This is a genomic window from Leptospira idonii (genome assembly GCF_004770995.1).
Lineage (GTDB): Bacteria > Spirochaetota > Leptospiria > Leptospirales > Leptospiraceae > Leptospira_A > Leptospira_A idonii.
The window spans coordinates 34,229-58,888 of the sequence record NZ_RQHW01000003.1 but is presented as its reverse complement, the minus strand read 5'-3'; the positions used below and the strand labels follow the sequence as shown (position 1 = coordinate 58,888).

Genomic DNA, 24,660 nt, shown 5'->3' with positions numbered 1-24,660 from the left:
GATTTCATTTTTTATTTTTAGGTTTGGTTCTGAAACCGTTCTTGGAAACGGGAACCTCTTTGGTTCCGGCCGTATTCGCATTGTTTGCTGCAAGAGCATCCTTTTTGCTGGAGCCGAATTTATTCGTATAAAGCTGTTGAACGATGGACAAAATGTTCTGCATGGTCCAATACATAGTGACCCCTGCCGGCATGGACCAGAAGAAATACAGCATGATCACAGGCATAAAATACAACATCATCTTTTGATTCGGATCGGTTGCATTGACGGTGGTCATTTTGGATTGAACGATTTGGGTCGCCACCATGATGAGAGGCAGAACATTGATTGCGAAAGAAGCACCTAAAAGAGCGATTTTAGGAGTTCTAAAAATAGTGTCCGGCTCGCTTAGATCCTGGATCCAAAGGAATGGAGAATGCCAAAGATCGACCGTGTCGGAGAATGCGGTATATAGAGCGATGAAGATGGGAATTTGAACCAACATCGGTAAACAACCCGACATAGGATTGGTTCCGTTCTTTCTGTACAACTCCAGGGTTTTTTCCTGTTTGAGTTTCGGATCGTCGGCATACTTTTCGTTGATTGCCTTGATTTGAGGAGAAAGCTCCTGCATCTTTTTCATGGACTCCGCCTGTTTTTTGTTCAGCGGATAAAAAGCCAGTTTGAAAAGAATTGCGAAGATTACGATCGCCCAACCGTAATTAGGAACTACCAGATAAATTTTCTTTAAGATCCAGATGATTCCGTTTCTAAGAGGAGTTGTGATCCCTTGGTTGAAGGATTTATCCAAAGACTCACTGAGACCTGCGAAAGGAGAAGAAGGAGTGACTTTAGGATCAAGATTGTTGTTACGGAAAGCGGTTCCGTCCAGTTCTCTCACTCCCACGTAAGCGGCGAAGTCTAGTTTGATTTCTTCTCCTGGTCCTAGTTTCCAGTTGTCATAAGTTAGCAAAACGCCTGTTTCATTGTCTTTGCGGTTGTCCAAAAGAACACCGGACGGTTTGTCCCCGATCGGATCCAGAACTCCGATGAAATAACGGCTTCCGGAACCTACAAAGTCTACTTTGTCTTCGGAACCTTTTTTCACTTCGAATCTTTCATCTTTCTTTTCTTTGGTTCCGAAGAGGCCACCGAACCAAGAACCGATTCCGTCGAAGAAACCGGAAGCAGGAGCTCCGTCCACATAGTCTTTGAAGTTTCCATCTAGGAAGAAATAACGAAAGTAGTGAGCTACGTCTCTGTCGTTGAAATCTTCTCTGTTTTTGAGGAGAGGCCCGAGAGAACCGAAAGATCGGAAATAAATATCCGAATTGGAGGAAGAAAGAGTGATCGTATCCTTAGTGAGGTTTTTCAAAACCAAATTGAATTTGAAATAGTTCTCTGAAGGAAAAAACTGAAATCTTTTTTGGATCGAATATTTACCATCTAACGAAGGAGCTTCGAAGACGATCGTTTTTGTTGCGTCATCGTAAGAGGAAGCGAAGTTGATCTTATTATAAGGAGAGAAAGGGATTGTTTCTTTGTCTTCGATTAGGTTGAAGTCGAAACCTTGGTAGCGGCTGAGTTCTACCGCACGTTCTACTTGTCCGTCGAAATTGATTTCGAATTTAGGGTCTCTGGCGATTACGAAATCGGAACCGTCCGGTTCTTTGTGATTTCTGATGTAGTATTCCGTGATTCTTCCGCCGAGGCTTGAAAATTTTACTAAGAAAGAATCGGTTTTGATGGAATAAGTTTTGATGTCTTCCGCTTTAACAACTGCTAGTGGTTTTTCGGAAGCGGTTTCTACTTTGGTTTCTTTAACAGACGCAGGATCTTTTTTAGTTTCTGTACCGTTTTTGTTCTCTTGAATCGTGTTTGTAGTAGGATCGTTCTTTTTCGGCTTCGGTTTTTGGGGAAAGAAAAGATAATTGATCCCCATCCAAAGTGCGAAGCTGATGAAGATGGCGATAAGAAGCCTAAATTGTCTGTTAAAGTTGTCGTTTTGCATTTTTTAACTCTTGTTTGTTGGTCTTGGAAGCGGATCGTATCCGCCCGCATGTAATGGATGGCATCTGGAGATTCTGGAAATACTGAGTCTTAGAGCTTTGAAAAAAGAATAGGTTTCGAAGGCTTCTTTAGCGTATTCGGAGCAGCTTGGCGTAAAACGGCAAGCAGGCGGAAGTAACGGAGAAAGAAGCTTCTTATAGAGAAAGATAAGTAAAAGAAAGAGCCTGTTCATTGGGGTTTCTGAAAGAACGATTGAAAGATCGTCTCTCTTTCTTCGGGGGATTTTTTGGAAAAATCGATATGAGCTAGGATCGCAAAGTCCATTCCCGCAGGGAATTGGGACAAATGCGTACGAACCAGTTCTTTCAAGAGCCGTTTCGTTCGGTTTCGGTCGACAGCGCGTTTATGGGACTTGTCAGGACAGAATAGAAAGTAGGACTTCCCTGTCTCATTTTTACGAGAAAGGAGTCTTAAGGGGAAGGTTCCTACCTTACGAGCGTTACGAAAGAGTTCTTGGATCCTCGATTTATCGCAAAGAGTCTCCGAAGGAAGCTCCTAATCCTAGAACTTTCTCCCGATTTTCTCGTCGGAAACGGTCAATTTATGACGACCTTTTTTTCTGCGGTTGCTCAACACATTTCTTCCGCCTGGCGTTGCCATTCTAGTTCGGAATCCGTGAGTTCTTACGCGTTTGATTTTGCTCGGTTGGAATGTACGTTTCATGAAAATTACCTAATTTATATATATAAATGCGAGGAAATAGGGTCTCTGGGAAAGACTTTTGGTACCCTCTTAGAAGTCAAGGTCGAAAACGAAATATCTTTTTCGTTTTTGTGTGGTACTTCCGCAAGGCTAAAAAACTTTGGCCGAAATTTGTAGTACCTCCTACTTAGCGGACGAACCCCCAGATTTGGGTTGGTTCCAGAAATGTAGTACCTCCTACGCCCGCCTTGGTCACCGGATTTGAATTGATCTTAGAAATGTGGTAACTCCCACAATAGATTCCTTTTATCCTATTTCCCTTAAAGAATGTAGTACCTCCTACATAACGAGCGTGAAGTGTATTTCGTTTGGGCGCCTTTTCCGGCTCTCCCTCGACGAGGGCGCTCGCTCGATCCGGGGCGAGATGGTATGTAAATTTGGTAGCAATATTCTGCGAAAAGGATGCGAAGGGCTTGGTCTCGCATCCAGAAGAAGGGAGAGACGACGGGAGCGAAGCGGACCCCGGAGCAGCCTGGCCCCGATCCTTCGGGGTTCGCCCCACCACCCATTAAAAAATAGTTCCCGACACTTGTTTCTTTTTCTCAAATGGAAGTATGTCCGAACCTTTGCGCCCTAAATCTCCGAAAGATTCTGCGGTAGAAACCCGCCATGTTGTGATGCCGGATCATGCCAATCATTATGGAACCGCTTTCGGAGGGGCGATTATGTCTTGGATCGACTTAATTGCTGTTATGGCGGCGCAAAGACATTCTGCCTGTGAGGCGGTGACCGCCAGCATCGACCGGATCAATTTTATTTCTCCCATCCAGATCGGAGATCATGTTCATTTGAAAGCGATGGTGAACTATGTGGGAAAAACTTCTATGGAAATTGGAGTGCAGGTGAATAAGGAGAATCCTTTTACGGGGGAAAGTGTGCGTGCGACTACCGCTTATCTTTCTTTCGTTGCTTTGGATCAGAATAAAAAACCGACCGCTGTCCCTGAATTGATTTTGGAAACTCCTACGGAAATTCGCCGTTTCGAAGAAGGTAGATTGAGAATTGAAACGGCAAGAGAATTGGCTCGTAAAATTAAGGACAGCCGTAAATAATTCCCGCCTAACACAGGCAGACTGATCGGTTCGGATTCCTTCCCTCTTTCTTGTTATGTCTCATTTCTTCCTTTTTTCTTTCTTATCATTAAAAAATTCGTATTTTCTAATTAAGAACATTGTTATTGTATTGGTTCGATTTCATTAGGAAAATTCCGAAAATATGTCTTAATTGGTATAGGCATTTACCAACAAACTCGTGAAAAGTGGTACAAGCTAACGGTAAACATGAGTGTGAGAGGTGTTCTGCGGTAGGAATTTATATAAAGTTCCAATAAAAAAATTAGACTTTACAAGTTTTGTTTTATTTTTATTTTTTTTTTGCGTCTTCCTTTTCCAGTGAATCAGCAAACGGGTAACATGTGGGTCGTTTCACTTTCTAGAAAAGCTTAAATTAAAAACAAACTTTATATCATCAATTTGAGGTAGTGATATGATTATCAGAAAGTTACTTACACTTCTTTTCTTTCTTGGCCTTTTCTATCATTGTGGAAGCGGGAAAAAGAAGATAGGAATACTCCCATTTTTAGCTTTGATGCAAAGCAGTGGATTAGAAGCAGCCTTGGCTGCAACGGCGGCAGCGGCAAACGACGGACCGGCTACCGTGGTGATCCCGGAACCTAGCCCTGGTCAGACGGTAGCAACACAAGTTACTAATAATGATTCCGGATCAGGAAGCGGTTCTTCGGGAAGTGGATCCGGTGACTCAGGTAGTGGAAGTGGTAGCTCTGACGGAGGATCCGGTAGTGGATCTTCAGGATCTGGTAGTGGATCTTCAGGATCTGGTGGAGTCGCAGATGGTGGTAGTGGATCTGGTTCCGGATCAGGGAGTGGTTCTTCGGGAAGTGGAAGTGGTAGCTCCGGCTCAGGATCTGGTGGAGTCGCAGACGGTGGTAATGGATCTGGTTCCGGATCAGGGAGCGGTTCTTCAGGAAGTGGATCTGGCGATTCCGGTAGTGGAAGTGGTAGCTCTGACTGAGGAACCGGCAGTGGATCTTCAGGATCTGGTGGAGTCGCAGACGGTGGTTCCGGATCAGGGAGCGGTTCTTCAGGAAGTGGGTCCGGTGATTCCGGTAGTGGAAGTGGTAGCTCTGGCTCAGGATCCGGCAGTGGCACAGGAAATAATCCTCCAGCAGAACCTACTTTTACGGTAACTGCAACCAACCAAGACCAACATGGACAAGTGACTTTTGCACTTCAAACCATCAAAACAACTCCTGTAACGATCGTAGTGAAAGACGATAACGGATTTTTACCAGGTGCAGTGGTGCGAATCGTAGATACGAATCCGACAACAGGTACCACAAATGTTTTGGCACAGCTCGTAACGGACAACAACGGAAAGATCCAAGGAACATTTACGGTAGCTACCACATTAGCGAATGTGCAGGCAGTGGTTCACTTAGGAAGTAAGATCCTTTCTCACCCGATCAGCTTATTGCCGATGAACGGACAAGAGTTGACACAAGTAAATAGAACTTTGGCGGTAACAGGAACTTTCCAACCGCAAGCGATGTTGGCGGATGCGGACGGAGATCAAATTCCTGACGACTATGATGCCTATCCGAATGATGCCACTAGAGCATCTAAGATTTGTTTTCCGATCACTTGTTCCGAGAGCGATCTAATCACTATGGCTTATGAAGATCTGTATCCTTTGGAAGGAGATGGAGACTTAAACGACTATGTGACTTGGGGAAGATCCGAAGAGGATGTGAACGCAAAAGGTAAAATCGTAAAACTGAGAACCTATTACCAACATGTTGCGAAAGGAACTTTGTTGGTGCATACTTTCCGATTGAGATTTGGTGCCGCAGCGACAGGAGCAGGTTTGGTAAGAAAAGTGACAGGATTCACAAATGTGGTCACTCAAACCAATGCGACTTTCAGTGCGAACGATCTGAAAAACGGAATTTCCGTATATAATGAAAATAGTTCGCAGACAAGCCAATCTGCGAACAATACGAACAGCATCACTTTCAAACCCGGTAAAAAAGCAGCATTGGAACTTACTTTCAACACTCCTGTTGCCAGAGCGGAAATCGGACATGCACCTTACGACCCTTATATCGTGCTTGTAAACACCGCACCTTTGAATTTGAACTTTACAGAAACGGAAACACATTTGCCGGGAAAAAACTCCAGTATTCTGCAAATCTTGACAAGTGGATCCTATCCTTTCTCGATTGTAGTTCCTGGAATTTGGCATTGGCAAGTGGAAACTTTGGACATTCGTCTCTCGGTTAAGACCGGTTACTTGGAATATGCTGCATGGGTGGATTCCGGTGGAATTTCCTTTAGAGATTGGTATACAAAAGTTACCAAAACATCTGCGGTATATAACAATCTTCCAGCTACGGGAACATTGGCCGGTTTCATCAATGTCATCAAAAACAAATACTTCATTCTGGGAGTGTTGTTGGTGTTAGCGGTTTCTTTGGGAGTCGGTTTCGCTTTGAAAAAGAGGCTGTCTGCAACGGTAGCCTAAGCTGGAAAACGAATAAAGATTTCTTAGATTTTCATTTAAAAAATGTCTATCCTATTCACTATCATAAGCCTGAACTTCTGTTTGGGCTTTCTTTATTGCCGCTATTACCTGCGGCTTCTTTCTCTTCGTCCGGAGAAACCTCTCGCTTTGATTTCAGTCATCTTCGGATTTGCCGCAGCTGCTTGTTCTTTGATCTTAGGGAATCTTTTGGATTCTTATATCTCCGGTGATTCCATCCTCTACCGATCTTTTTTTCTATCTTCCTTTCTGGAAGAAAGCTGCAAACTCGCATTCATACTATTTTTATTTCGAAACAATCGAATCGAATACAATCTATCGGATGGCATTTGTTATGCTATTTTCTTGGGATTGACTTTCGGTATATTGGAGAATTTTATTTATATCTCCGAACTTGAGTTTTGGTCTTTGGTTTTTAGAACGGTCACTTCATTGCCTTTTCATTTGCTGACTTCCGGAATTTTGGGCGCTTATACTGTGATGTATTTGAATTCGAATAAGGATAATTATCCTTTTGTGTACTTGATCAAAGGACTCGCTTTCACCTATCTACTGCACGGTTTTTATAATTACTCAGCATTGGCTCTTCATGAAAGGATGGCCTATATTCCGATTTTACTTATCATCGCATTTGTTCGTTTGGAATGGTTCGTAACGAAATCGAAAGTCATTCCTTCCAAAGAAGTTTTGGATTCCGTAAATCTAAAGTTCGACGATTATCAATTGAAATCGGTCTATCAAAAACAAAATGCCTGGCTGAGAGTGAGTCAGGGACTTGTAAAAAGGAAGAATATAAATCTTTTCCTTAACATTTCGAGACGAAAATTTATTTCCATCTTTCTACTTTTACTTTTGATTCTTTTCTTTTTCACCTTATTCCTGTTTTATCCTTTGATGATTTATAAACTTTTCCCTTCCATTCGGCTTTTGGAATACGAATGTATTTTTATCTATTATCCATTTTTTGTTATGGTGAGTTTGTTTTTTGCCCGTTCCATCAATCCTAAGTTTTTCCAAGATCGAATTTTGAAAGTACCGTCAGTGAACGCTGTTCGTCTGGGAAATGATATTTTCTATGAGAATTCAGTGGTATTTCATCTCTCGGGAAAGTTCTTTTACACACCTTTGAATGCTCCCGAACTTCTGAAAGGAAATCTGGCCGTAAGTTTTTGGATTTATGGAAAGGAATTTTCGAAAAGAAAAGGGAAGGTTGCCTGGTTTAATTCGTCTGAAATTTCGTCTACTGATGCAGGTGCGATGGTGCAGCTGGAAGAGATTCCGATCCGCGAAATCCTTTTTTGGCAGTATGGTAGGTTTCTGCAAAATTTGAAAAATTTTTTAAGAGCATTTCAGTTTATTCTTAAAAAGAAATTTAGATAGGGGTGATCGACATGTATAAAATCCTTCTGGTTGACGACGATGAATTTTCGGCAGATATCATTCGACATAGTTTGCGTCGGTTCGATCTTTCCATCAAGTATGTGAACAACGGAATTGTCGCTTCCGAAATCGTTCGTAGGGAAACTTTCGACTTGATCATCTCCGATGTGATGATGCCCGAAATGGACGGATTTACTTTTTTAGAAGGAGCCGGTCCTCATATAGGAGATACCCCCGTCATCATTCTCACAGCTTTGGATAAAGTGGACTGCACTAAAAAATTGGAACAGATCCACCAAATCTCCGTTTCCTCTTTTATGATGAAACCGATCACCAAACTCAGTTTAATGTCCAGAATCGCAAGAGCTTTGTCTTTGCAAGAGCTAAGTTTAGTCGCTATCTAAATCGGTTTTAGTTTTCTGCGATTCGAAACCGTTCGATTTCAATTCGATTCAGATATGAATCGATCGTTCCCTTATATTCCCAATTTGGAAATGATGTCTTTGGCTTGTTTTATAAAATGAGTTTCTTCCTCTTCCGTAAAAGGGCCGAAAATTCCTTTCTGGAATCGAACTGCTAAATGAGCATATTCGATACATCCTGCAACGGTTAACTCCGGTTTGGCTTTCCCTTCGTAGATTTGAATGTCTCCGTTTTTTGGCACCACAAGAGACCTAGGAGGAATTTTTTTACCGCCTCGGATGAGACACCCGGCGGCAATTTGACAGCCGTCTCCTATCTCCGCTTTATCCAAAACGATCGAACCGATTCCTACCAAAACTCCTCTTCCGATCGAACAACCGTGGATCATTACGTTATGACCTACAAGGCTCCAATCTCCAATGGAAATGGGAGAACGGGAGTCCGTGTGCAAAGTGGAATTGTCCTGGATGTTTACATAGTCTCCCAATTTGATTTCGTTCATATCCGCACGTACCACAGCTCCCGGCCAAAGGGAAACGGAACTTCCGAATCGAGTCATTCCAAAACTGGTAGATTGAGGATGAAGAAAAGGGGAGGAAAATTGAGGGATTTCTAAGTTCATAGGGATCTGCATCCTGGATCTTTCATTTATACAAATCATAGCTCCGTTTTTTAAAATAAAAGGGAACCTTTTTTATTTTCAGAACGTTCAATTTATAAAAGGAGAAAAAATGAAAGAAATCCCCATAAAAACAGGAATGTTGCTTCTAACCATGTGCACCTACATGGGTTTGAAAGCGGATCCTCCACCCCCTCCTACAGGACCGATGATGATGGGGCCTATCGGAATTATCTTTCCTTTTCCCGATCCGGAGGGAAAAGAATTCGAAAAACTTTCCACCGAATTGAAGTTAACTAAAGAGCAGAAAGATAAAATCAAAACTTCTTTGGACAAAAGAGAAATACTTCTCAAGGAAAACATGGAGCGAATGCCTTCTCTTCATGAGGATTTGAGGAATATTTTAGAGTCCGAAAAAGTGGAGCTGTCCTCCGTTAGATCCAAACTCCAGGAGATTAGCAACATTCAATTGGAATTGAGGATGATCCAAATCCAAGGCAGACTTGAGTTTGAATCCCAGTTGACGAAAGAACAAAGAACGAATTTAAAAGCACTTCATAAAAAAAGAATGGATCAAATAAAACCTAAAAAGGGGTTCCCATCCGATCGTTTTGAATGTCCTCCCCCTAAATTATGACAGAAAACGATTTGGTTCGGGCGATCGAAAACAGCAAAATCACTGTTTTGCGGTCCATTCAAAAAAATCTTCCTGCGGATTTATCCTCTTTCGTGGAAGATGTTGTTCAGGAAACTTATTTAAAATACTATCTGGCGTTTAAAGACAAACCTTGTTTGGAAGGGGATTCTTTACACAGATGGTTGTATGTGGTGGCGCGCAACCAATGTCGAAACGTATGGAGAGCTCGTAAAAAAGAAGGGAGTCTTCCTTTCCATTTCTCGGATGATTTTTCGGACATAGAAGCGGCAAACTTTCTCGAAGAAGAGGAAACTCTTTCGGGAAAAGAAAAAACAGAAAAATGGGTGAGAGTCAGTGTAGACGAATTGCCCGAACCTTATCGACAAACAACAGCCTATCGACTGGCGGGATATAAATTGGAAATGATTGCGGAGAAACTAGGAGTGTCTTTGGGAACGGTAAAGTCACGGCTGGCAAGAGGTCGTGAAATGCTTGCAAAAATAATGAATAAGAATCAAAAAGAACAGGAGCAGGATTTATGAAAGAAGAATCAAAGTCACAATTAGATCAAGTGATTGATCGTTTGATACAAGATCCTGATTTTTCCAAACGTACGGCCATCCATGTACTGAAGGCCGCCAGTTCCCAGCCTAAGGCTTCGAACCATGCGGTTTGGTATTATGTTGCAGCTGCCGTCGTCTTTTTCATTTTCAGCGTCTCCGAATTTTGGAGTTTCAATTCCGAAACTCCGAACTACAGAGGCACCATCTCTGCGGAAGAGGTTTCCGCTCCGGAAGAATCCGAATTTATTTGGAACGAAACCGATTCCTTGATCCTCACTTCCTTCGGATCCAGGTAAAAATAAATCAATTTCCGAACGATTCGATTTCGCATCCGATCAGAGTGATATCATCCTGATCGGTTTTGAAATTCGTAAATTTGTTCAGTTCCTTCACTAAGTGGCTGATGCTGTCGTCAAATGGATGTTTTTCGATATCCTGCAAAATTTCGTAAACTTTTTTTTCTCCGAAAATCTCTCTCGATTCGTTGAACTGCTCGAAGATTCCGTCCGTGAAGAGATAAATTCGATCTCCTTCTTCCAAAAAATGTTCGATGGAACGGTATTCCGTGTGATCTGCCATTCCTATGATTCTTCCCGTACGAGGCAGAATCTTTTTTTCTCCCGCACGAATGTGAATTTGATCCGGATGACCTGCCGAGGCGAAGTGTAGTTTTCTTTTCTTCAAATCTATATCGCAGACGGCACAGGTAAAAATCGTCTGTACTTTGTTATATTTGTTAATGAAAATTTGATTTAGATGAAAGATCAAATCATTAGGATGATCGTACATAATCTTTAAAGATTCGTATTCCGCTTTGATCGCCATAGTGATGAGTGCCGCTTGGATTCCATGGCCGGTTGCATCCGCAATGAAGATTCGATAGTAGTCGGGATTCACTTGCGCTAAATCGTAGAAGTCTCCTCCTACTTCGTTCATGGACTGATAAAAGGAATCGAATTTGATTCTTGGATCTTCGGCTTTGATTTGGGAAAAAAAAGTTTGTTGGATCCTTTTCGCAACACTCAGATCTTTTCGAATGCTGTTTAAGGATGCGTCCAGGTTTTTGGTTCTTTCTCTGACTTTGTCTTCTAAAGTCGAAAGAGCTTCCGACTGGGCCTTCGATTTTTCATCTTTCAATTGATTGATTTTACTCGCTAAAGCCAAAGAAAGAATCCCCGCTTCCAAGGTGGAGCCGATTTGATTGGAATAGATCGTAATCAAATTCGCAGGCAAAAGTCCGTTTTGCATCAAAGTGTAGAGTAAAATTCCGAATAATAAAGTGCTCCAACCTAATAAAAAAAGACGAGCCTGTCTGTTTCCTGCATTGTAATTGAAGAGTGCGACTGTAAATACGGAAAAAACGAATAATTGTGCTAAAAAATTTCCGACACGAATTAAAATAGGAAGAGGTAAAAATTGAAGTAAAACGAAAAGATAAAACAACGTAACTACAATAAAACCTCGAATGATCAAATGCCAATAGGGATTGATCACTTTCGTATTTAGAGTTTGTTGTGCAAACCTCCATCCGAAAACGACTGCAAAACAAACGATGACACTCCCCACACGGTTGTGAATCTCAGGGTGATCGATGGTGATGAATTGATTTAAGATTCCGTTCAAATACATCTGCAGGATTAGATTACAAAAGATGGCTAGAGAATACAGGATGTAGGCTTTGTCTTTCAGAATGAAATAAATGAAAAGATTGTACAGCACCATGATAAAGATGGTTCCGTAGAAAAAACCCAAAGTGGTGTTTTCTATATTCTCCTTCAGATAGAACGTTTCTTTGGAAAAGAATCGAACCGAATAACTTATATTTGATGAAGTTTCCGTTTTTATATAAAAGGTTTTGGTTTCTCCGATCGGCCAATCCAGCTCGAATGCGATCGTTTTGGAAAAAGCATCCCACTGTGAATGAGGAATAAAATCTCCTCCCGTTTTTACAGGGAGTTCTTTGTTCGTTTCGTAAACGGTAACATGATCCAGATGGGCGTTTCCCAGATCCAAAAGAATTTTATGCGAGTTCGTTTGGTTCACTGCTTCCAAACGAAGCCAAACCGGTTTCGATTGAAACCCCAAACTGATATTGTTTTTGGAAACGACAGTGAAAGGGAGTTGGGAAGTTGTACCGAAAAGAAGGGATTTGAGTTCCGCAGGGGAAAAATCCCCTTTCGTATAACTGATTTTAGTCGGAGTAAAGCTGTCCTCTTTCATGTATTTTTGAATCTGTAGTTTGGAACAGGAAACCGGAACCAAACAGAAAAATACAAGAAAAGCGAGGCAGCGCATAAGCCTCATTGATTGAAATCATCAAAGAGGCTTTGTCAAAAACATTTTATCTGAGTTGGAATCCCGAATCTTTCGCCAGTTTGACTAGCTCGTCGGAAAGTTCTTTGAATCTCTCTTGAGTGAAAGTTTTGTCATAAGACATAAGTTTGAATCTGTAAGTGACAGACTTTTTGCCTTCTCCCAAACTTTCTCCTCGGAAAATAGTGTGAACCCAGGAAGAATCCATCTCAGGAATCTTCAGACCTTGCACTAAAGAAAGATATTTTTCGGTCGGTTCTTCTTCTCGGAGTAAAATGGAAAGATCCAACTGGCCTTGCGGGAAAGAAGAAGGAATTTTGAAATGGGCTTTTCTTCCCCATTTTTCCCAAACTTCCGAAAGTTTAAGCATATCGATTTTCCCGACAAACGCTCGTTTTTTGAGATCGAATTGATCGGCGAATCTCTGATGCAGGATTCCGAATTCCACGATCGTTTCGCTTTCTAAAACGTAGGAAAGAGAAGCGTTCGGATGTAGATAAACATGACCTTCCTTTTTCCACTCTCCTCCTTTGAGATTTAAAACGGAGAAAAGTTCGGAGATCTTTTGGCGTAATTCGGAAAGTTCCGAATCGATCGCATATAAGTCGTTAGGTTTTGCACCGGAAAGACTGATGAAACCCATCCATCTTTTTTCGGAAGCAAGTTCTTCCTTTTTCCCTTCCTTGTGATACGTTCTTCCCAATTCGAAAAGATTCACGGTGTCGAATCTATCTTGGTTGGAGGCAGCCTGTTTGATAAGGCCGGGAAACAAACTTGCCCGCATAACGGAATGTTCTTCGGGCATTTCGTTCGCAATCGCCAAAATCGTATTTTCTTTCGCGCCTTCGATTCCGGAATCGGAAAGAGAAGAGAAAGAATAATTGTACACTTCATGAAAGGAAAGGTTCGCAGAGAAAAAAGCTTTCACTCTTCTTTCCAATTCTCTGAGAGGATTTCTGATCGGAGTTTCCACCGCCAAGGAAAGAGGAAGAGTGGAGATGGATGCATAACCGATGGTTCTTCCGATTTCTTCCACCAAGTCTTCCGGAATGGTGACATCGTAGTTGTGGCGGAACTTAGGAACTTCCACTTCTAAGTTTTCTTCGTCTTTACTTGCGACAGTAAAACCTAATTTTTCTAAAATGGATTTCACTTCGGAGAAGCTGATTTGTTTTCCCAATTTTTTGACTAAAAAGGAAAGGCTTGTTTGAATGATTTCTTTTTTGGAAGAGGTATGATTGAAACCTTGCGGTTGAAAGGCAGAAGCTCCTTCCACTCCATTCTCTCTGAGTAGATGTAATGCTCGTTTAATGACAGGGAGACAGGTGTGGGAATCGAGCCCTTTTTCGTATCGAACCGCGGATTCGGAACGGATTCCCGTTTTACGGATCGATTTACGTACATTTTCTCTTTTGAAAACCGCAGATTCCATCACTAGGTCGGTTGTGGAATCGTTCACTGCGCTTTCTTTTCCTCCCATCACTCCTGCGATCGCAACCGGATCTTTTCCGTTACGAATCAAAAGGGTTTCATCCGTCAGTTCCGGAGAAGAATCATCTAACAGAGGAAAACTTTCTTTTTGTTTCGCAAAGTCGACTTTGAATTCTTTGGAAACTAACTTCGATTGATCGAAGAAATGAGTCGGTTGTCCCACTTCCAATAGAAGATAGTTGGATACATCCACAACGTTGTTGATGGAACGAATCCCGCATTTTTCCAATCTGGATTTGAACTTAGGAAGAGAAGGGGCAATCTTCACTCCTGGAATGGAAGTAACGTAGTAGGCATGTGCATTGTCATTCGAAACAACCGAGATTCCGTTGTTTCCTTCTTTGAAGTTTTCTTCCGTTTTGAGAGGTTCGAAACTTAGAGGAAGATTCAATTGAGAGGAAAGTTCTCGGGCAAAACCGAAATGGCTCCATAGATCGGGTCTATGAGTGATGGATTTATTGTCGATGGTGAGAATGGTATCTTCCCAATGCAGATGCTTGCGGATGGAAATTCCAAGTTCGGTCGAAGCGGGAAGAATCATCACTCCCGAAGAAGAAAGAGCCAATCCCAATTCTTTTTCGGAACAGTACATTCCTGCAGAAGGCACTCCTCTGAGTTCGGAGGCTTGGATTTCTTTTCCATCCAGTTTTGTTCCCGGAAGTGCGAGAGGAACGATGTCTCCCACATTCACATTCGTGGCACCTGTCACGATTTGGTGCGTGTTTTTGCCATCCGTACATTTCGTGACTTGGAGCTTTTCCGCATTAGGGTGTTTCTCGATAAAAGTGATTTTTGCAGTAATAACGGAGTTTAGGTGATGCTGGAATTCTTCTATGTCATCGATCTCGCAGATCGAAGTGTTGATTTTTTCGATCACCGATTCCAAAGGAACAGAGTGTAACGGAAGAAAGTCGTTTAGCCAGTTTAGTGAAAGTTTCAAGCGGTTTCCTTAATTGTAGGAAATGTCGGGTTAAAAAAGGGGTCAATCGGAAATTCCCAGCCCCTCCTTGAGAAATTTAAGACAATCCTCGGAAGAAAGGGGTTTGGAGAAATAATATCCCTGGATCATATCGATCCCGCTTTTGGAAAGCTGCTCCACTTGTTCTTTGGTTTCTGCTCCTTCCGCCACAACACTCAAACCAAGGTTATGTGCTAGGTTCGCAACCGCATGGATGATCGTGTCGGAATCTTTATCAGTAGCGATTTCGGAAACGAAAGAACGGTCGATTTTTAAAGAGGAAATGGGGAGTCTACGGAGATAACCCAGAGAACTGTAACCTGTACCGAAATCGTCGATGGCGATTGTGGAACCCAGTTTTCTGATTTCCTGCATAGTGCGAACAGCTGCGTCCGTGTTCTCCATAAGAGAACTTTCAGTGATCTCTATTTCCAGATCTTTAGGATCGACTCGGAAGAGTCTTAGGTTTTCGGCGATCGTAGAGATGAGTCTTTCGTGTTTGAACTGTTTGGTAGAGATATTGACTGCCATGGAAATGTTGTGAATTCCCGCTTCTCTCCAATGACGTAGCGTTTGGATCGCAGTTTTGATGACCCATTCTCCTATGGCAAGGATCATCCCTGTTTCTTCCGAGATGGGAATGAATATATCGGGAGAGATGAGTCCTCTGTCGGGATGTTTCCAACGAATGAGTGCTTCCACTCCTACCGGTTTGAGGCTCACCAAATCGATCTTAGGTTGGAAATGCAGAGTGAATTGGTTTTCAATGAGGGCCACCCTCATTCTGTTTTCGATTTCGAGACGTTCTGCGACTAATGTTTGTAACTCTTCCGTAAAAAAAGTATAACAGCTTTTTCCTTGTTGTTTGGCAAGGTTGAGAGCACTGTCCGCATTTTTCAAAAGAGTGTTCGAGTCTTTTCCGTCCGTAGGATAAATTGCGATTCCGATGGAGATGTTTACGAAGATTTTTTCGTTATCCAAAATGAAAGGATGAGTCATCGCATCCAAAATGCTTTCGCTTACGATTGCGGCATCTCTTTCGTTGGTTAAGTCGGGGAGAACCACATTGAATTCGTCCCCTCCTTGTCTGGAAATCAAATCGTAAACTCGAATGCTTTCTCGGATGCGATAAGCGACCAGTTTGATGATTTTATCTCCGAACTCGTGGCCTCTGGAATCGTTGATGAACTTGAAATTGTCCAAGTCGATTGCGAGAATTCCTACCAAGTTGCCGTGCCTTCTTGCCTCTTCGAAGATAGGGAACAATTTGTCTATGAGAGAGTTACGGTTTGGAAGATTGGTGAGTTGATCGAAAAACGCCATATAGGCGATTTTATCTTCCGCTTGTTTCCTTTGGGTGATATCCACGAATGCGACCGCCAAACCAAAGTTATCCAGTGGAATGGGAGTTGCTAAGATTTCGAACCAAGTGATTTTGTTTTGTTTGATCATTCCCAGTTCCATATTGCGAATCACTTCTTTGTAACGAAGTGCTTTCATCAAACTGGATTTTCTAGGATAGATTTTGCTTCCGTTCGGCTGGATGAGAGTGTATTTTCGCAGGTTGAGAGACCTGTTTAATGTTTCTCCGTCTTGAATGTCGAAATATTGCCTGGCGGTTCTGTTGGTTTCTATGATTTTTCCTTTGGAGTCTGTGATTGCGATGCCCATAGGAAGATTGTCGAATATCGATTTGTATTTTTGCTGCTGCAGGATGAATTCAAAAGAAATATCTTTCTGGATGGTAATGTCTCTATCGATTGCCAAAATCACTCTGGATTCGTTCAAAGGAATGGCAAGCCACATGATCCACACATCTTCACCTGATTTGGTGACCAATCTGTTCTCGAAGCTGATGATCGTTTTTTTCTCTTTCAAATCGTGAAGAGAATTGGTGGATTGTTCGTGATCGTCAGGATGCACGAAGTCCAAAAGGTTTTTACCACTGAGTTCGGAAGGAGAATATCCTAAAAAGCGTGCGAAACGTTCGGTAACGGAAATGAAATCTCCGTCCCAATTGAAGATCTGAAAGCTGTTCGGAAATTGGGAGAGTATGGGATAAAGCGAACTTCCTAATTCATTCGATGTTATGTCAGATTCTTTCCGCATTCAATTCTTCGCCTAAAAAATAAACCGCTTCGATCGATCCAGGAAATTCGAATCCTTCAAAGGGGGACCAACCGGATTTACTTTTTATCATACTTTTCTGAAAGACAAAAGGTTTTTTTAAATTGAGAATGGAAAAATTTGCCGCATAACCTTTGTTAATTTCACCGAATCCTTTGCCGTATTTCTCCGGTAAATAAGGTTTTACGAAATCTCCCGGGTTTTTTGCGCAAATTTTCGCAATCGTTTGTAGCGGAATTCCTAATTTTAGAATCATGTAAGTTACGAAAAGACCGTAAGTATCCAATTGTGAAATCCCACTGGTTCCTTTTAATTTCTCTTCGATGCTGTGAGGCGCATGATCCGTTGCTAGAAAATCGATGTGCCCGTCTAAAATCCCTTTCACCATCGCTTCTCTGTCTTCTCTTCCTCTTAAAGGAGGATTCATCTGAAACCACTTATGATTTGTTTCTGTCAACATGTCCGTATCGAACATCAAATGGGTAGGAGTCACTTCACAACTAACATTGATTCCTCTTTTTTTTGCGGCGATGATCTTTTGCAGACCGTCTTTTGTGGAATAATGACAGAGTTTTCCTTTTAATTCGTATTTTTCGATAAGAGAAAGTGCGAAGTCGGTGGCTAAGGTTTCGGCTTCTTTCGGTCTTCTTTCTTCGTGAGTCGGCTTCTCTTTGTTAGCTGTTAATATTTCGGGATCTTCGCAGTGAAAACTTACATCTTGCCCTTTATAATGCCGAATCACATTTTCCAAACCGGCATTGTCTTCGAAAAAAAGTTCCCCGATGGAAGGACCCATAAACACTTTGTAGGGAACTTTTTTGGAAAGAGGTTTCGTATTCGGTCCGATGCCCGCATACAAAGTGATATGGATGGCGGACTTCTTAGTGAGTGCGTTTTTAGAATCGTAACTGGAATCGTCTATGGGAGGAACAGGATTGTTCGGCATATCTGCCACATGAAGGACGGCACCGCCCACTGCCGCTTTTCCCGCAGAGATAAAATCTTCCTTATAACAATGTTTTCCGCTCACATCTTCTCTTGCGTGAATGTGAATGTCGCCAAACCCGGGAAAAATGATGCAGTCTTCTGAAAATTTTCTGGAATCGGATTCTATGGATTCACTCACATTTGTGATCAAACCGGAACTTGAGTCGAATTCGATCGTTCCTAAAAATTCTTTTTCGTGAGTGATGATTCTTCCTGAAATTTTTCCCATACAATCTATGCCTTAACGATAGATTTTATGGACCGTATTTCCAGGCAACCCTATTGGAACTTTTGGAGGATCTCCAAGATTTCATTTCCGAATCTTTCCACTTTGGCAGGACCAACCCCTTTGGTTGCCTCCAATTCCCCAAGAGTGGACGGTTTTCTCTCTGCGATTCGTTTCAGGACGGGATTTTGAAAGACCATAAATTTTTTCCATTTGAGCTGGCGGGACTTTCTGTCTCTGTAGTTCATGAGTTCTCTCAGGATTTGAGAATTGAGAGTGGGTGGCTTTTTTACTTTCGTTTGCCCTTCGCTCGAATCGGAACCTAATTTTCGTTTTACGGGAGAGCTTCCGGAAAGATACAATTTAGGATATTTGTTTCCTGAAACCAAAACCTTTTTGTTCTCCACCCAAAATTCCAATTTTGCAACAATCGCTTCTTCCGGAATTTGTTTCAGTTGTCCATGGAAAGGATTTCTTTCCAAGCGGTAACGAAGAACGTCTTTCGTAAGTTTTCCCGCTAATGTTTTTGCGATCAGATTTTTTCCGAAAGTAGCAGGAAACTGGGAAAGAAATTGCAGGATGGAACTTTCTTCGGATTCATCGAAGTCATAATTTCTTTTTTCTTCTTTTTTCCTCAACTTGGCTTCTTCTGTGCGGATGAATTTTTCTCTGTCCGCAGAGCTGCCGGATTGCAGACAAATATCGCATGTTCCGCAAGATTTGATCTCTTCTCCGAAATAAGCGCAAAGTTGAACCTGTCTGCATTCTTCCTTGTTCGCATATTCTTTGATGTGTTTTAAGAGAGTATCTCCTCCCTTAAAATTAGTTTCTTTGGACAACATGAACGCTTGAGTCGCCACATCCGCATTTTTATAAAACAATACACAGGAAGCAGGTTCATTGTCTCTCCCCGCTCTTCCCGCTTCTTGGTAATAGGCTTCTAAGGAGGAGGGAACCTGGTAGTGAATCACCAAACGAACATCAGGCTGATCCATTCCCATTCCGAAAGCATTCGTTGCCACAAGGACAGGAACTTTTCCCGTAGAATATGCGTTTTGTGTTCTTTCCCTGATCCCGTCCGTTCTCCCAGCATGATATTTGCCTACGGAGAAACCGAAATCTTTGAGAAGTTCGAACACTTCGTCCGTCTTTTTTCTAGTGGCACAGTAAACGATGGTGCGGCCTGCGAATTTTCTATTTTCTTTCCAAGGTTCCAATAGTTCCAGAAGCCGATCCGCTTTGTCTCTTTCCGTGGAAGGGTATTCCACAGAGAATTTTAAATTGGGACGAAAGAATGTGGATAAAATTACGTTAGGAGACCGCATCCCCAAAGCTGCCTGCACATCGATTCTCACTTTCATCGTAGCGGTGGCAGTCAGAGCCAAAACGGGAAACTGGGGACGAGGATGTCTTTCCCGCAAAAGATGGATTTGGCGGTATTCGGGGCGGAAGTCGTGTCCCCATTGAGAAACACAATGAGCTTCGTCTACGACCAAAGCGAATAGATTCATCTCTTTGAATATTTTAAAAAAGCCGGGAGACAAGGCTCTTTCGGGAGATACCAAAAGGACTTTCAAATTGCCCTTTACCGCATCGGAAAGAATTTTCATCTGCTCCAACTCGTCCAAAGTGGAATTACAGAACGCAGCAGGGATTCCTTTGGCGAGAAGGCTTTCCGTTTGATCTTTCATTAAGGCGATAAGAGGAGAAATAACCAGAGTTAGTTTGTCTTTCTGGAGGCTGGCGGGAAATTGATAGATCAACGATTTGCCGGCACCCGTAGGAAGGATGGCAAGAGTGTCTTTTCCGGAAAGAACGGATTCGATCGCTTCCCTTTGCCCGGAACGAAAGCCGGAGAAACCGAATTGAGATTTAAGAAGAGGTAAAAGATCCAAACAAGGATGAAGATACAGGCAATCGATTACAGGTCAATACCTAAACATACAATAAGGGGATTTAATCCGTTTCTATCTACGTTTTTCACTTTTACATATAAAACAGATTCGAAAACTGTAATAAAAATTCATGCTCTTTAATACATTCGTATTCTTAGTCTTCTTTCTGGCAGTTTATGCGGTGTTTCTGGCATTCGGTCTTCTGGCGGGAAAACACAAATGGGCGCTTCGAGGTCAAAATCTTTGGCTTCTATTTGCATCTTATTTTTTCTACGGCTGGTGGGAATGGTTCTTTCTCACTCTTATCTTTACGAGCACATTCATAGATTATTTTGCAGCCATAGGAATCGAAAAATCAAAGACTCTTATCAGCAGAAGACTTTTTCTAGCCTTCTCCGTAATCGCCAATCTGGGACTTCTCTTTACGATGAAGTACTTCGACTTTTTCACATCCAGCTTCATCTCGTCTTATAACGGTTTGGTGGCAATCTGGGGAGGGTCCACTCTCAGTGCCAGTTCCATCTTTGTTTTGCAAAACTTCGTTCTTCCCGTAGGAATCAGTTTTTATACCTTCCAAACCATGTCCTATACGATCGATGTCTATCGTGGACAAATCAAAGCGGAAAGAGACTTTTTCGATTTCGCACTGTTCGTAAATTATTTTCCTCAGTTGGTGGCAGGGCCTATCGAACGCGCCGTCGATCTTCTTCCTCAGTTAAAGAAACCGAAATTTCCCACTCTGGAAGGAGTGCAGTTAGCGGCATGGGATATCCTTCTGGGATATTTCATGAAGGTCTATGTTGCGGACAATTTGGCGATATTCATCGATCAGGTATTTTTGGCGGGGAAAGGAGTGTATCTTTCCAATCCGGAAATCATAACAACCGTAGATGGAAGCCAGGTATTCGTTGCCTGTCTCGCTTTACTTATGCAGGTATATTGCGACTTTGCAGGATACTCCTTTATCGCTTTGGGAACCTCTCGTTTGTTAGGTGTGACACTTACTGTGAACTTCGAAACTCCCGAATTTTCCAGAAACCCCATCGAGTTTTGGAACAGATGGCACGTAACTCTCAATAGATGGTTTAGGGACTACATTTATATTTCATTGGGCGGAAGCAGATTCGGGAAGATCAAACAACTACGCAACCTGTTCGTCATTTTCGTGGTGTCCGGATTTTGGCACGGAGCCAATTGGACTTTCGTGACTTGGGGAACTTTACAGGGGATTTACACTGTCATTTATTTGGCTTTTTTCGCTCCTAAAAAAGCGAAAGAGGGGGAATCGACGGAACCTGCCAAAATCACCCCTCTTCGTTTTTTGACAGGTACCACATCCAGAATGTTCATTTATTTTCTGGTAGCGATGAGCGGGGTGGCCTTCCGAAGTTACGACGGAAGTATGATGTTGTTATATTACCAAAAGTTGATTTATTTCTGGGATTGGAACGTTTCGCCGGCCAACGGAGTGAAAGATGCATGGCCTCTCTTTCAAGAAGTGTTTAAAATCACTCTTCCTCTTTTTATTTTGGATGCGTTCACCTATTTTAAAAACGACAGATACTGGATATATAAATACCATTATTGGATTCAGGCTGCGGTATTCATATTCGTCGGCTTTTTGATTTTGACCAAAGGGATCTTTGGAAAAGAGGTAATCTACTTTGCGTTCTAAGTTTATCGGAATATTACTGGCACTTTCCTTTTTCGCCTTATTAGAATTAGTTGTTCGAATCACTGATGTTTATTATTTCGAACAGCCTGAGATTTTTTTCGTAAACCTGAAGAAACGATATGTCGAATCAGGGAAGGGAAATGCGGACATAGTCATCATCGGAGACTCCCGCTCTATGGCACTGGAAGGTTATTCCAAAAAAACGGAAGGAGAATATTCCGTTTACAATCACAGTCTTCCTGCGATGGGACCGAAGTACTATCGTTTCTTTTTGGATAAGTACATCCGAAAGGGAAATGTGAAACCTAAAATGATCTTATTTGCCGGTTCACCGAAATTGTATTCTTCCGGTTACGGCCCTCCTTTGTATGATCCTAGCGGAAAAGTAGTAAATACGAACGAATCTTTGGCGGACTATCTGAAAAGAAGATGGAACGAAGGCTGGGAAAAAAATATTTTCCAATCTCCCAAAAAGGAAAATATAATCAGCTACAGCGGCAAACAGGATGATTTCGATCAAATCCTTTGGGAATTTTTCGGACATAGATATCTGCATCAATTTTCCATTTCCGAACTTTGGGAACAATACGAAGGAGTGGAAAGGATTTTCATCGTCACAAAAGCGATTCCCCTTCTTTACGAATCCTACAGGTTTCATGGAGCCGTTCGAAACGCTCTCAGTGCCACTCATTGGAAAGTTTCCCCTAATTATCTCGAAAAATCGAAGTTATGTGAGAAATGCGAGAATGTGGAAGCCGGTTTGTGCGTTCCTCCTTCTTCTCAAAAGGAAGACAATCTCATCATTCAGGATCAAATTGAAAGACATCTCGGTAAATATAATATTTCCAATCGTTTGAAACCGGAACTGGTTCTATTCGCCAGAGAAAAATTCAAAGAGGATGCATCTAAAGAAATCGTGAATACGGATCCTTCTTCTTGGGAAAAACCGGACTATCAAGTTCTGGAAGATCTAATCACATACGCTAGAAGCAAAGAGATCGTTTTCGGTTTCGTGTACATGCCTTGGATTGCGGAAAGGGAAAAAACTCCTGAAGTTCAATATAAGTTAGGTGAATTGAAGAAATTTTTTGCCAAAAACCAGGATGTAGGAGTGTTTTTCTTTCCCGAGTCCGGTTATCCTTCCCAAATGTTTGTTGATAATATTCATTACGACTGTAGAGGAGAATCCCGTATCAATGGGGAATTCCATGAAATCGTGCTTCCCGAGGTCTTTCGTTTTTTGCAAAAAAAGGAAAAATCCAATTGATTTCCGTTTTCATAGGTGAAAGATATAACACTTAAAACTCAACTGAGAGGAATTTCATTCATGTTTTCTTTTCGAAACATTCTTTCCTCCCTAATTTTAGGGTGTTTATTGACTGTTCCCGTATTTGGACAAAACCGATACGCATTGTTTATCGGAACCAACTACAAAGGCAATACTGCCAAAATTCCTGAGCTTGAGCTCTGTGAAGCAGATGCCACTTTCCTAAAGGATAAAATCCAAAAGAAAGGTAATTTTAAAGATATCCAAGTGCTACTCGGTAAGATGGTAACTCGGGATAATGTAAAAAACGCAATCTCCGCTTTGGGAAAACAAGTCGGCAAAGAAGATTCCGTTTTTCTTTATTTTTCCGGCCATGGGATGACAACTCCCGACCCTAAAACAAAGAACGGAACACGTAACCATTTGATTTGTTACGATCGACCTCATATTTCCGATGAGGAATTGAACGAGTTTCTTTCCGCAATTAAATCCACAAAGACGGTGTTCGTACTTGACTGCTGTTATTCGGGAGGGATTTCGAAAAAAGGAAAAAATACGAAAGGTGCCGCAGAGATTCCGATTGCTCAAGGGAATGACGGAGTTGTGCGTCAAAATGCGGACGACTATTATTTCCAAGATAAAGCCATCATATCTTCTTCCGATGACAACCAAACTTCGATCGAAGTCGGAGGAACCATCAATCACGGTATCTTTACTTACAACTTCGGAAATGCTTTGGAAAAGGCGGATCTAAACAACGACTCAGTTGTCACCGCATTGGAAGCTTTCTTCGTTGCTAAAGAAGAAACAGTAAAGATGGCCAAAAAATTCAATCACGAGCAGACTCCTCAAGTGTCAGGAAATGCAGCGGGGATCATCCTTACTGGAAAACCGGCGCCAGTCACTCCTCCGCCTCCTCCGCCGAACATCGTTATCAATCAGCCGATTGTTCCTCCTACACCAAACAATCCTTCTACGATCGTAGTTCCTCCGGATCCTGAACCGGTTCCTTCGAATCCTACGACTGTGGTCATTCCTCCGATTACGGAAACGGAACCTCCTGTAGTGCCTTCGGTCACAACGGGAGACATTCTCATCAAAACGACAATCATCAAAGACAAAACGTACGGTGGTTCCGCATCTAAGTCGCCTTACAGTCTTTTGGAGAAACAAGGGAAACTGTTATCTTCCAAGTCCACACCGGAAGATACGATCCGAAAGATCAAAGTATTGGTGGATGATCAGGAATATACTTCCAAAATCACTACGGAAAAATCCAAAATTTGGGGCTCCATCACTAAGATGGGAACTTTAGTTCAAGGCGATATTTACAATATTCGTATCGATAAACTTCCTGCAGGTGTTCACCAAATTGAAATTAGAGCAGATAACTATCCGATTTATAAAACGGCAGCTGCGGTAATTCCAAAGCAGACCACTACTTTGGATACGATCAACTCTATGGACGGATATGGTGCGATCCAAGGAAGAGTTTTCTTCAAAACTTTGGACAATCCGATCGAAAAACATCCGATCTATATGCCTACTGTGGTATCTACCAACCAAATCTTTAAGGTAACTACCGATAAAGACGGATACTTCTGGTTCACAAACTTGAAACCGGGTAAATATGAAATCAGAGCCAGCTTCATGGAAGAAATGAAATTGGAAAATGCTGAGATCGTAGTGACTTCGGGAGAAGTCACCAAAGTGGAGATCATCCTCAATAAAAAGTTGAGTTACACTAAAACCAAGTATTAATACAACTCAGGACTTTCGCTTCTGAACCC

The 24,660-nt window shown here is 42.0% G+C and carries 20 protein-coding genes and 1 pseudogene; 11 read left to right on the top strand and 10 right to left on the bottom strand.

Features of this window, described 5'->3' with window-relative positions; translation table 11 throughout:
* Positions 1 to 4: 4 nt before the first annotated feature.
* From yidC to rpmH, 4 genes and pseudogenes are all read right to left on the bottom strand, one after another.
* Entirely contained in the window at positions 5 to 1,990 is a 1,986-nt protein-coding gene (gene yidC, locus EHS15_RS01405) for a membrane protein insertase YidC (protein ID WP_246051845.1), read from the bottom strand.
* A 3-nt stretch (positions 1,991 to 1,993) separates the two neighbouring features.
* Positions 1,994 to 2,221 carry a membrane protein insertion efficiency factor YidD gene (gene yidD, locus EHS15_RS01400; protein ID WP_135758746.1) on the bottom strand — a complete coding sequence of 76 codons (228 nt, stop codon included), beginning with the start codon at positions 2,219 to 2,221 and terminating at the stop codon, positions 1,994 to 1,996.
* Positions 2,218 to 2,523, bottom strand: a pseudogene (gene rnpA / locus EHS15_RS01395) (ribonuclease P protein component); the annotation flags it as partial. The gene yidD and the pseudogene rnpA, both read right to left, overlap by 4 nt.
* Before the next feature lie 27 nt (positions 2,524 to 2,550).
* Entirely contained in the window at positions 2,551 to 2,712 is a 162-nt protein-coding gene (rpmH, locus tag EHS15_RS01390) for a 50S ribosomal protein L34 (RefSeq protein WP_135758745.1), read from the bottom strand.
* Between the two features lie 593 nt (positions 2,713 to 3,305).
* Between rpmH and EHS15_RS01385 the strand changes: the two genes are divergently transcribed.
* From EHS15_RS01385 to EHS15_RS01365, 5 genes are all read left to right on the top strand, one after another.
* Positions 3,306 to 3,803, top strand: coding sequence for an acyl-CoA thioesterase (locus EHS15_RS01385; protein ID WP_135758744.1), 498 nt, complete (start codon positions 3,306 to 3,308; stop codon positions 3,801 to 3,803).
* A gap of 659 nt (positions 3,804 to 4,462) precedes the next feature.
* Positions 4,463 to 4,957, top strand: coding sequence for a hypothetical protein (locus EHS15_RS01380; protein ID WP_167884122.1), 495 nt, complete (start codon positions 4,463 to 4,465; stop codon positions 4,955 to 4,957).
* A 29-nt stretch (positions 4,958 to 4,986) separates the two neighbouring features.
* Entirely contained in the window at positions 4,987 to 6,291 is a 1,305-nt protein-coding gene (locus tag EHS15_RS01375; protein ID WP_167884121.1) for an LruC domain-containing protein, read from the top strand.
* A gap of 42 nt (positions 6,292 to 6,333) precedes the next feature.
* Positions 6,334 to 7,689, top strand: a complete 1,356-nt coding sequence (locus tag EHS15_RS01370) for a PrsW family glutamic-type intramembrane protease (RefSeq protein ID WP_135758743.1) — start codon at positions 6,334 to 6,336, stop codon at positions 7,687 to 7,689.
* An 11-nt stretch (positions 7,690 to 7,700) separates the two neighbouring features.
* Positions 7,701 to 8,093 (top strand): response regulator, encoded by a 393-nt coding sequence (locus tag EHS15_RS01365; RefSeq protein ID WP_135758742.1) that lies wholly within the window; start codon positions 7,701 to 7,703, stop codon positions 8,091 to 8,093.
* 71 nt (positions 8,094 to 8,164) lie between these two features.
* Here the strand turns inward: EHS15_RS01365 and EHS15_RS01360 are convergent, their stop codons facing one another.
* On the bottom strand, positions 8,165 to 8,734 hold the full coding sequence (locus EHS15_RS01360) for a gamma carbonic anhydrase family protein (protein WP_135758741.1): 570 nt from the start codon (positions 8,732 to 8,734) through the stop codon (positions 8,165 to 8,167).
* A 109-nt stretch (positions 8,735 to 8,843) separates the two neighbouring features.
* Here EHS15_RS01360 and EHS15_RS01355 point away from each other — a divergent pair, with 109 nt between their 5' ends.
* Genes EHS15_RS01355 through EHS15_RS01345 form a run of 3 tightly spaced genes read left to right on the top strand, consistent with a single transcriptional unit; the run spans position 8,844 to position 10,227 of the window.
* A complete protein-coding gene (locus tag EHS15_RS01355) occupies positions 8,844 to 9,368 on the top strand; it encodes a Spy/CpxP family protein refolding chaperone (protein WP_135758740.1) in 525 nt (174 codons plus the stop codon).
* The gene (locus EHS15_RS01350; RefSeq protein ID WP_135758739.1) at positions 9,365 to 9,910 is read left to right on the top strand and encodes an RNA polymerase sigma factor; all 546 of its coding nucleotides are present in this window, start codon (positions 9,365 to 9,367) and stop codon (positions 9,908 to 9,910) included. Before EHS15_RS01355 ends, EHS15_RS01350 begins: the two co-directional genes overlap by 4 nt.
* Positions 9,907 to 10,227, top strand: a complete 321-nt coding sequence (locus EHS15_RS01345) for a hypothetical protein (RefSeq protein ID WP_135758738.1) — start codon at positions 9,907 to 9,909, stop codon at positions 10,225 to 10,227. Before EHS15_RS01350 ends, EHS15_RS01345 begins: the two co-directional genes overlap by 4 nt.
* 7 nt (positions 10,228 to 10,234) lie before the next feature.
* Here the strand turns inward: EHS15_RS01345 and EHS15_RS01340 are convergent, their stop codons facing one another.
* From EHS15_RS01340 to EHS15_RS01320, 5 genes are read right to left on the bottom strand one after another with little or no spacing between them, the layout of a single operon-like run.
* Positions 10,235 to 12,226, bottom strand: coding sequence for a SpoIIE family protein phosphatase (locus EHS15_RS01340; RefSeq protein ID WP_135758737.1), 1,992 nt, complete (start codon positions 12,224 to 12,226; stop codon positions 10,235 to 10,237).
* Between the two features lie 46 nt (positions 12,227 to 12,272).
* Positions 12,273 to 14,675, bottom strand: a complete 2,403-nt coding sequence (gene pheT / locus EHS15_RS01335) for a phenylalanine--tRNA ligase subunit beta (RefSeq protein ID WP_135758736.1) — start codon at positions 14,673 to 14,675, stop codon at positions 12,273 to 12,275.
* Positions 14,676 to 14,717: 42 nt separating this feature from the next.
* A complete protein-coding gene (locus tag EHS15_RS01330) occupies positions 14,718 to 16,802 on the bottom strand; it encodes a sensor domain-containing protein (protein WP_135758735.1) in 2,085 nt (694 codons plus the stop codon).
* Positions 16,786 to 18,036: an amidohydrolase family protein gene (locus EHS15_RS01325; RefSeq protein WP_135758734.1), complete on the bottom strand. Its 1,251-nt coding sequence runs from the start codon at positions 18,034 to 18,036 to the stop codon at positions 16,786 to 16,788. The genes EHS15_RS01330 and EHS15_RS01325 overlap by 17 nt, the downstream gene beginning before the upstream one ends.
* Before the next feature lie 50 nt (positions 18,037 to 18,086).
* Complete coding sequence (locus EHS15_RS01320; protein WP_135758733.1) at positions 18,087 to 19,928, bottom strand: RecQ family ATP-dependent DNA helicase; 1,842 nt, start codon at positions 19,926 to 19,928, stop codon at positions 18,087 to 18,089.
* Positions 19,929 to 20,058: 130 nt separating this feature from the next.
* Here EHS15_RS01320 and EHS15_RS01315 point away from each other — a divergent pair, with 130 nt between their 5' ends.
* From EHS15_RS01315 to EHS15_RS01305, 3 genes are read left to right on the top strand one after another with little or no spacing between them, the layout of a single operon-like run.
* Positions 20,059 to 21,603: an MBOAT family O-acyltransferase gene (locus tag EHS15_RS01315; RefSeq protein WP_135758732.1), complete on the top strand. Its 1,545-nt coding sequence runs from the start codon at positions 20,059 to 20,061 to the stop codon at positions 21,601 to 21,603.
* Positions 21,593 to 22,870, top strand: coding sequence for a DUF1574 family protein (locus EHS15_RS01310; protein ID WP_135758731.1), 1,278 nt, complete (start codon positions 21,593 to 21,595; stop codon positions 22,868 to 22,870). The genes EHS15_RS01315 and EHS15_RS01310 overlap by 11 nt, the downstream gene beginning before the upstream one ends.
* Positions 22,871 to 22,930: 60 nt before the next feature.
* Positions 22,931 to 24,631, top strand: coding sequence for a caspase family protein (locus tag EHS15_RS01305; protein ID WP_135758730.1), 1,701 nt, complete (start codon positions 22,931 to 22,933; stop codon positions 24,629 to 24,631).
* The last annotated feature ends 29 nt before the right edge of the window (positions 24,632 to 24,660 follow it).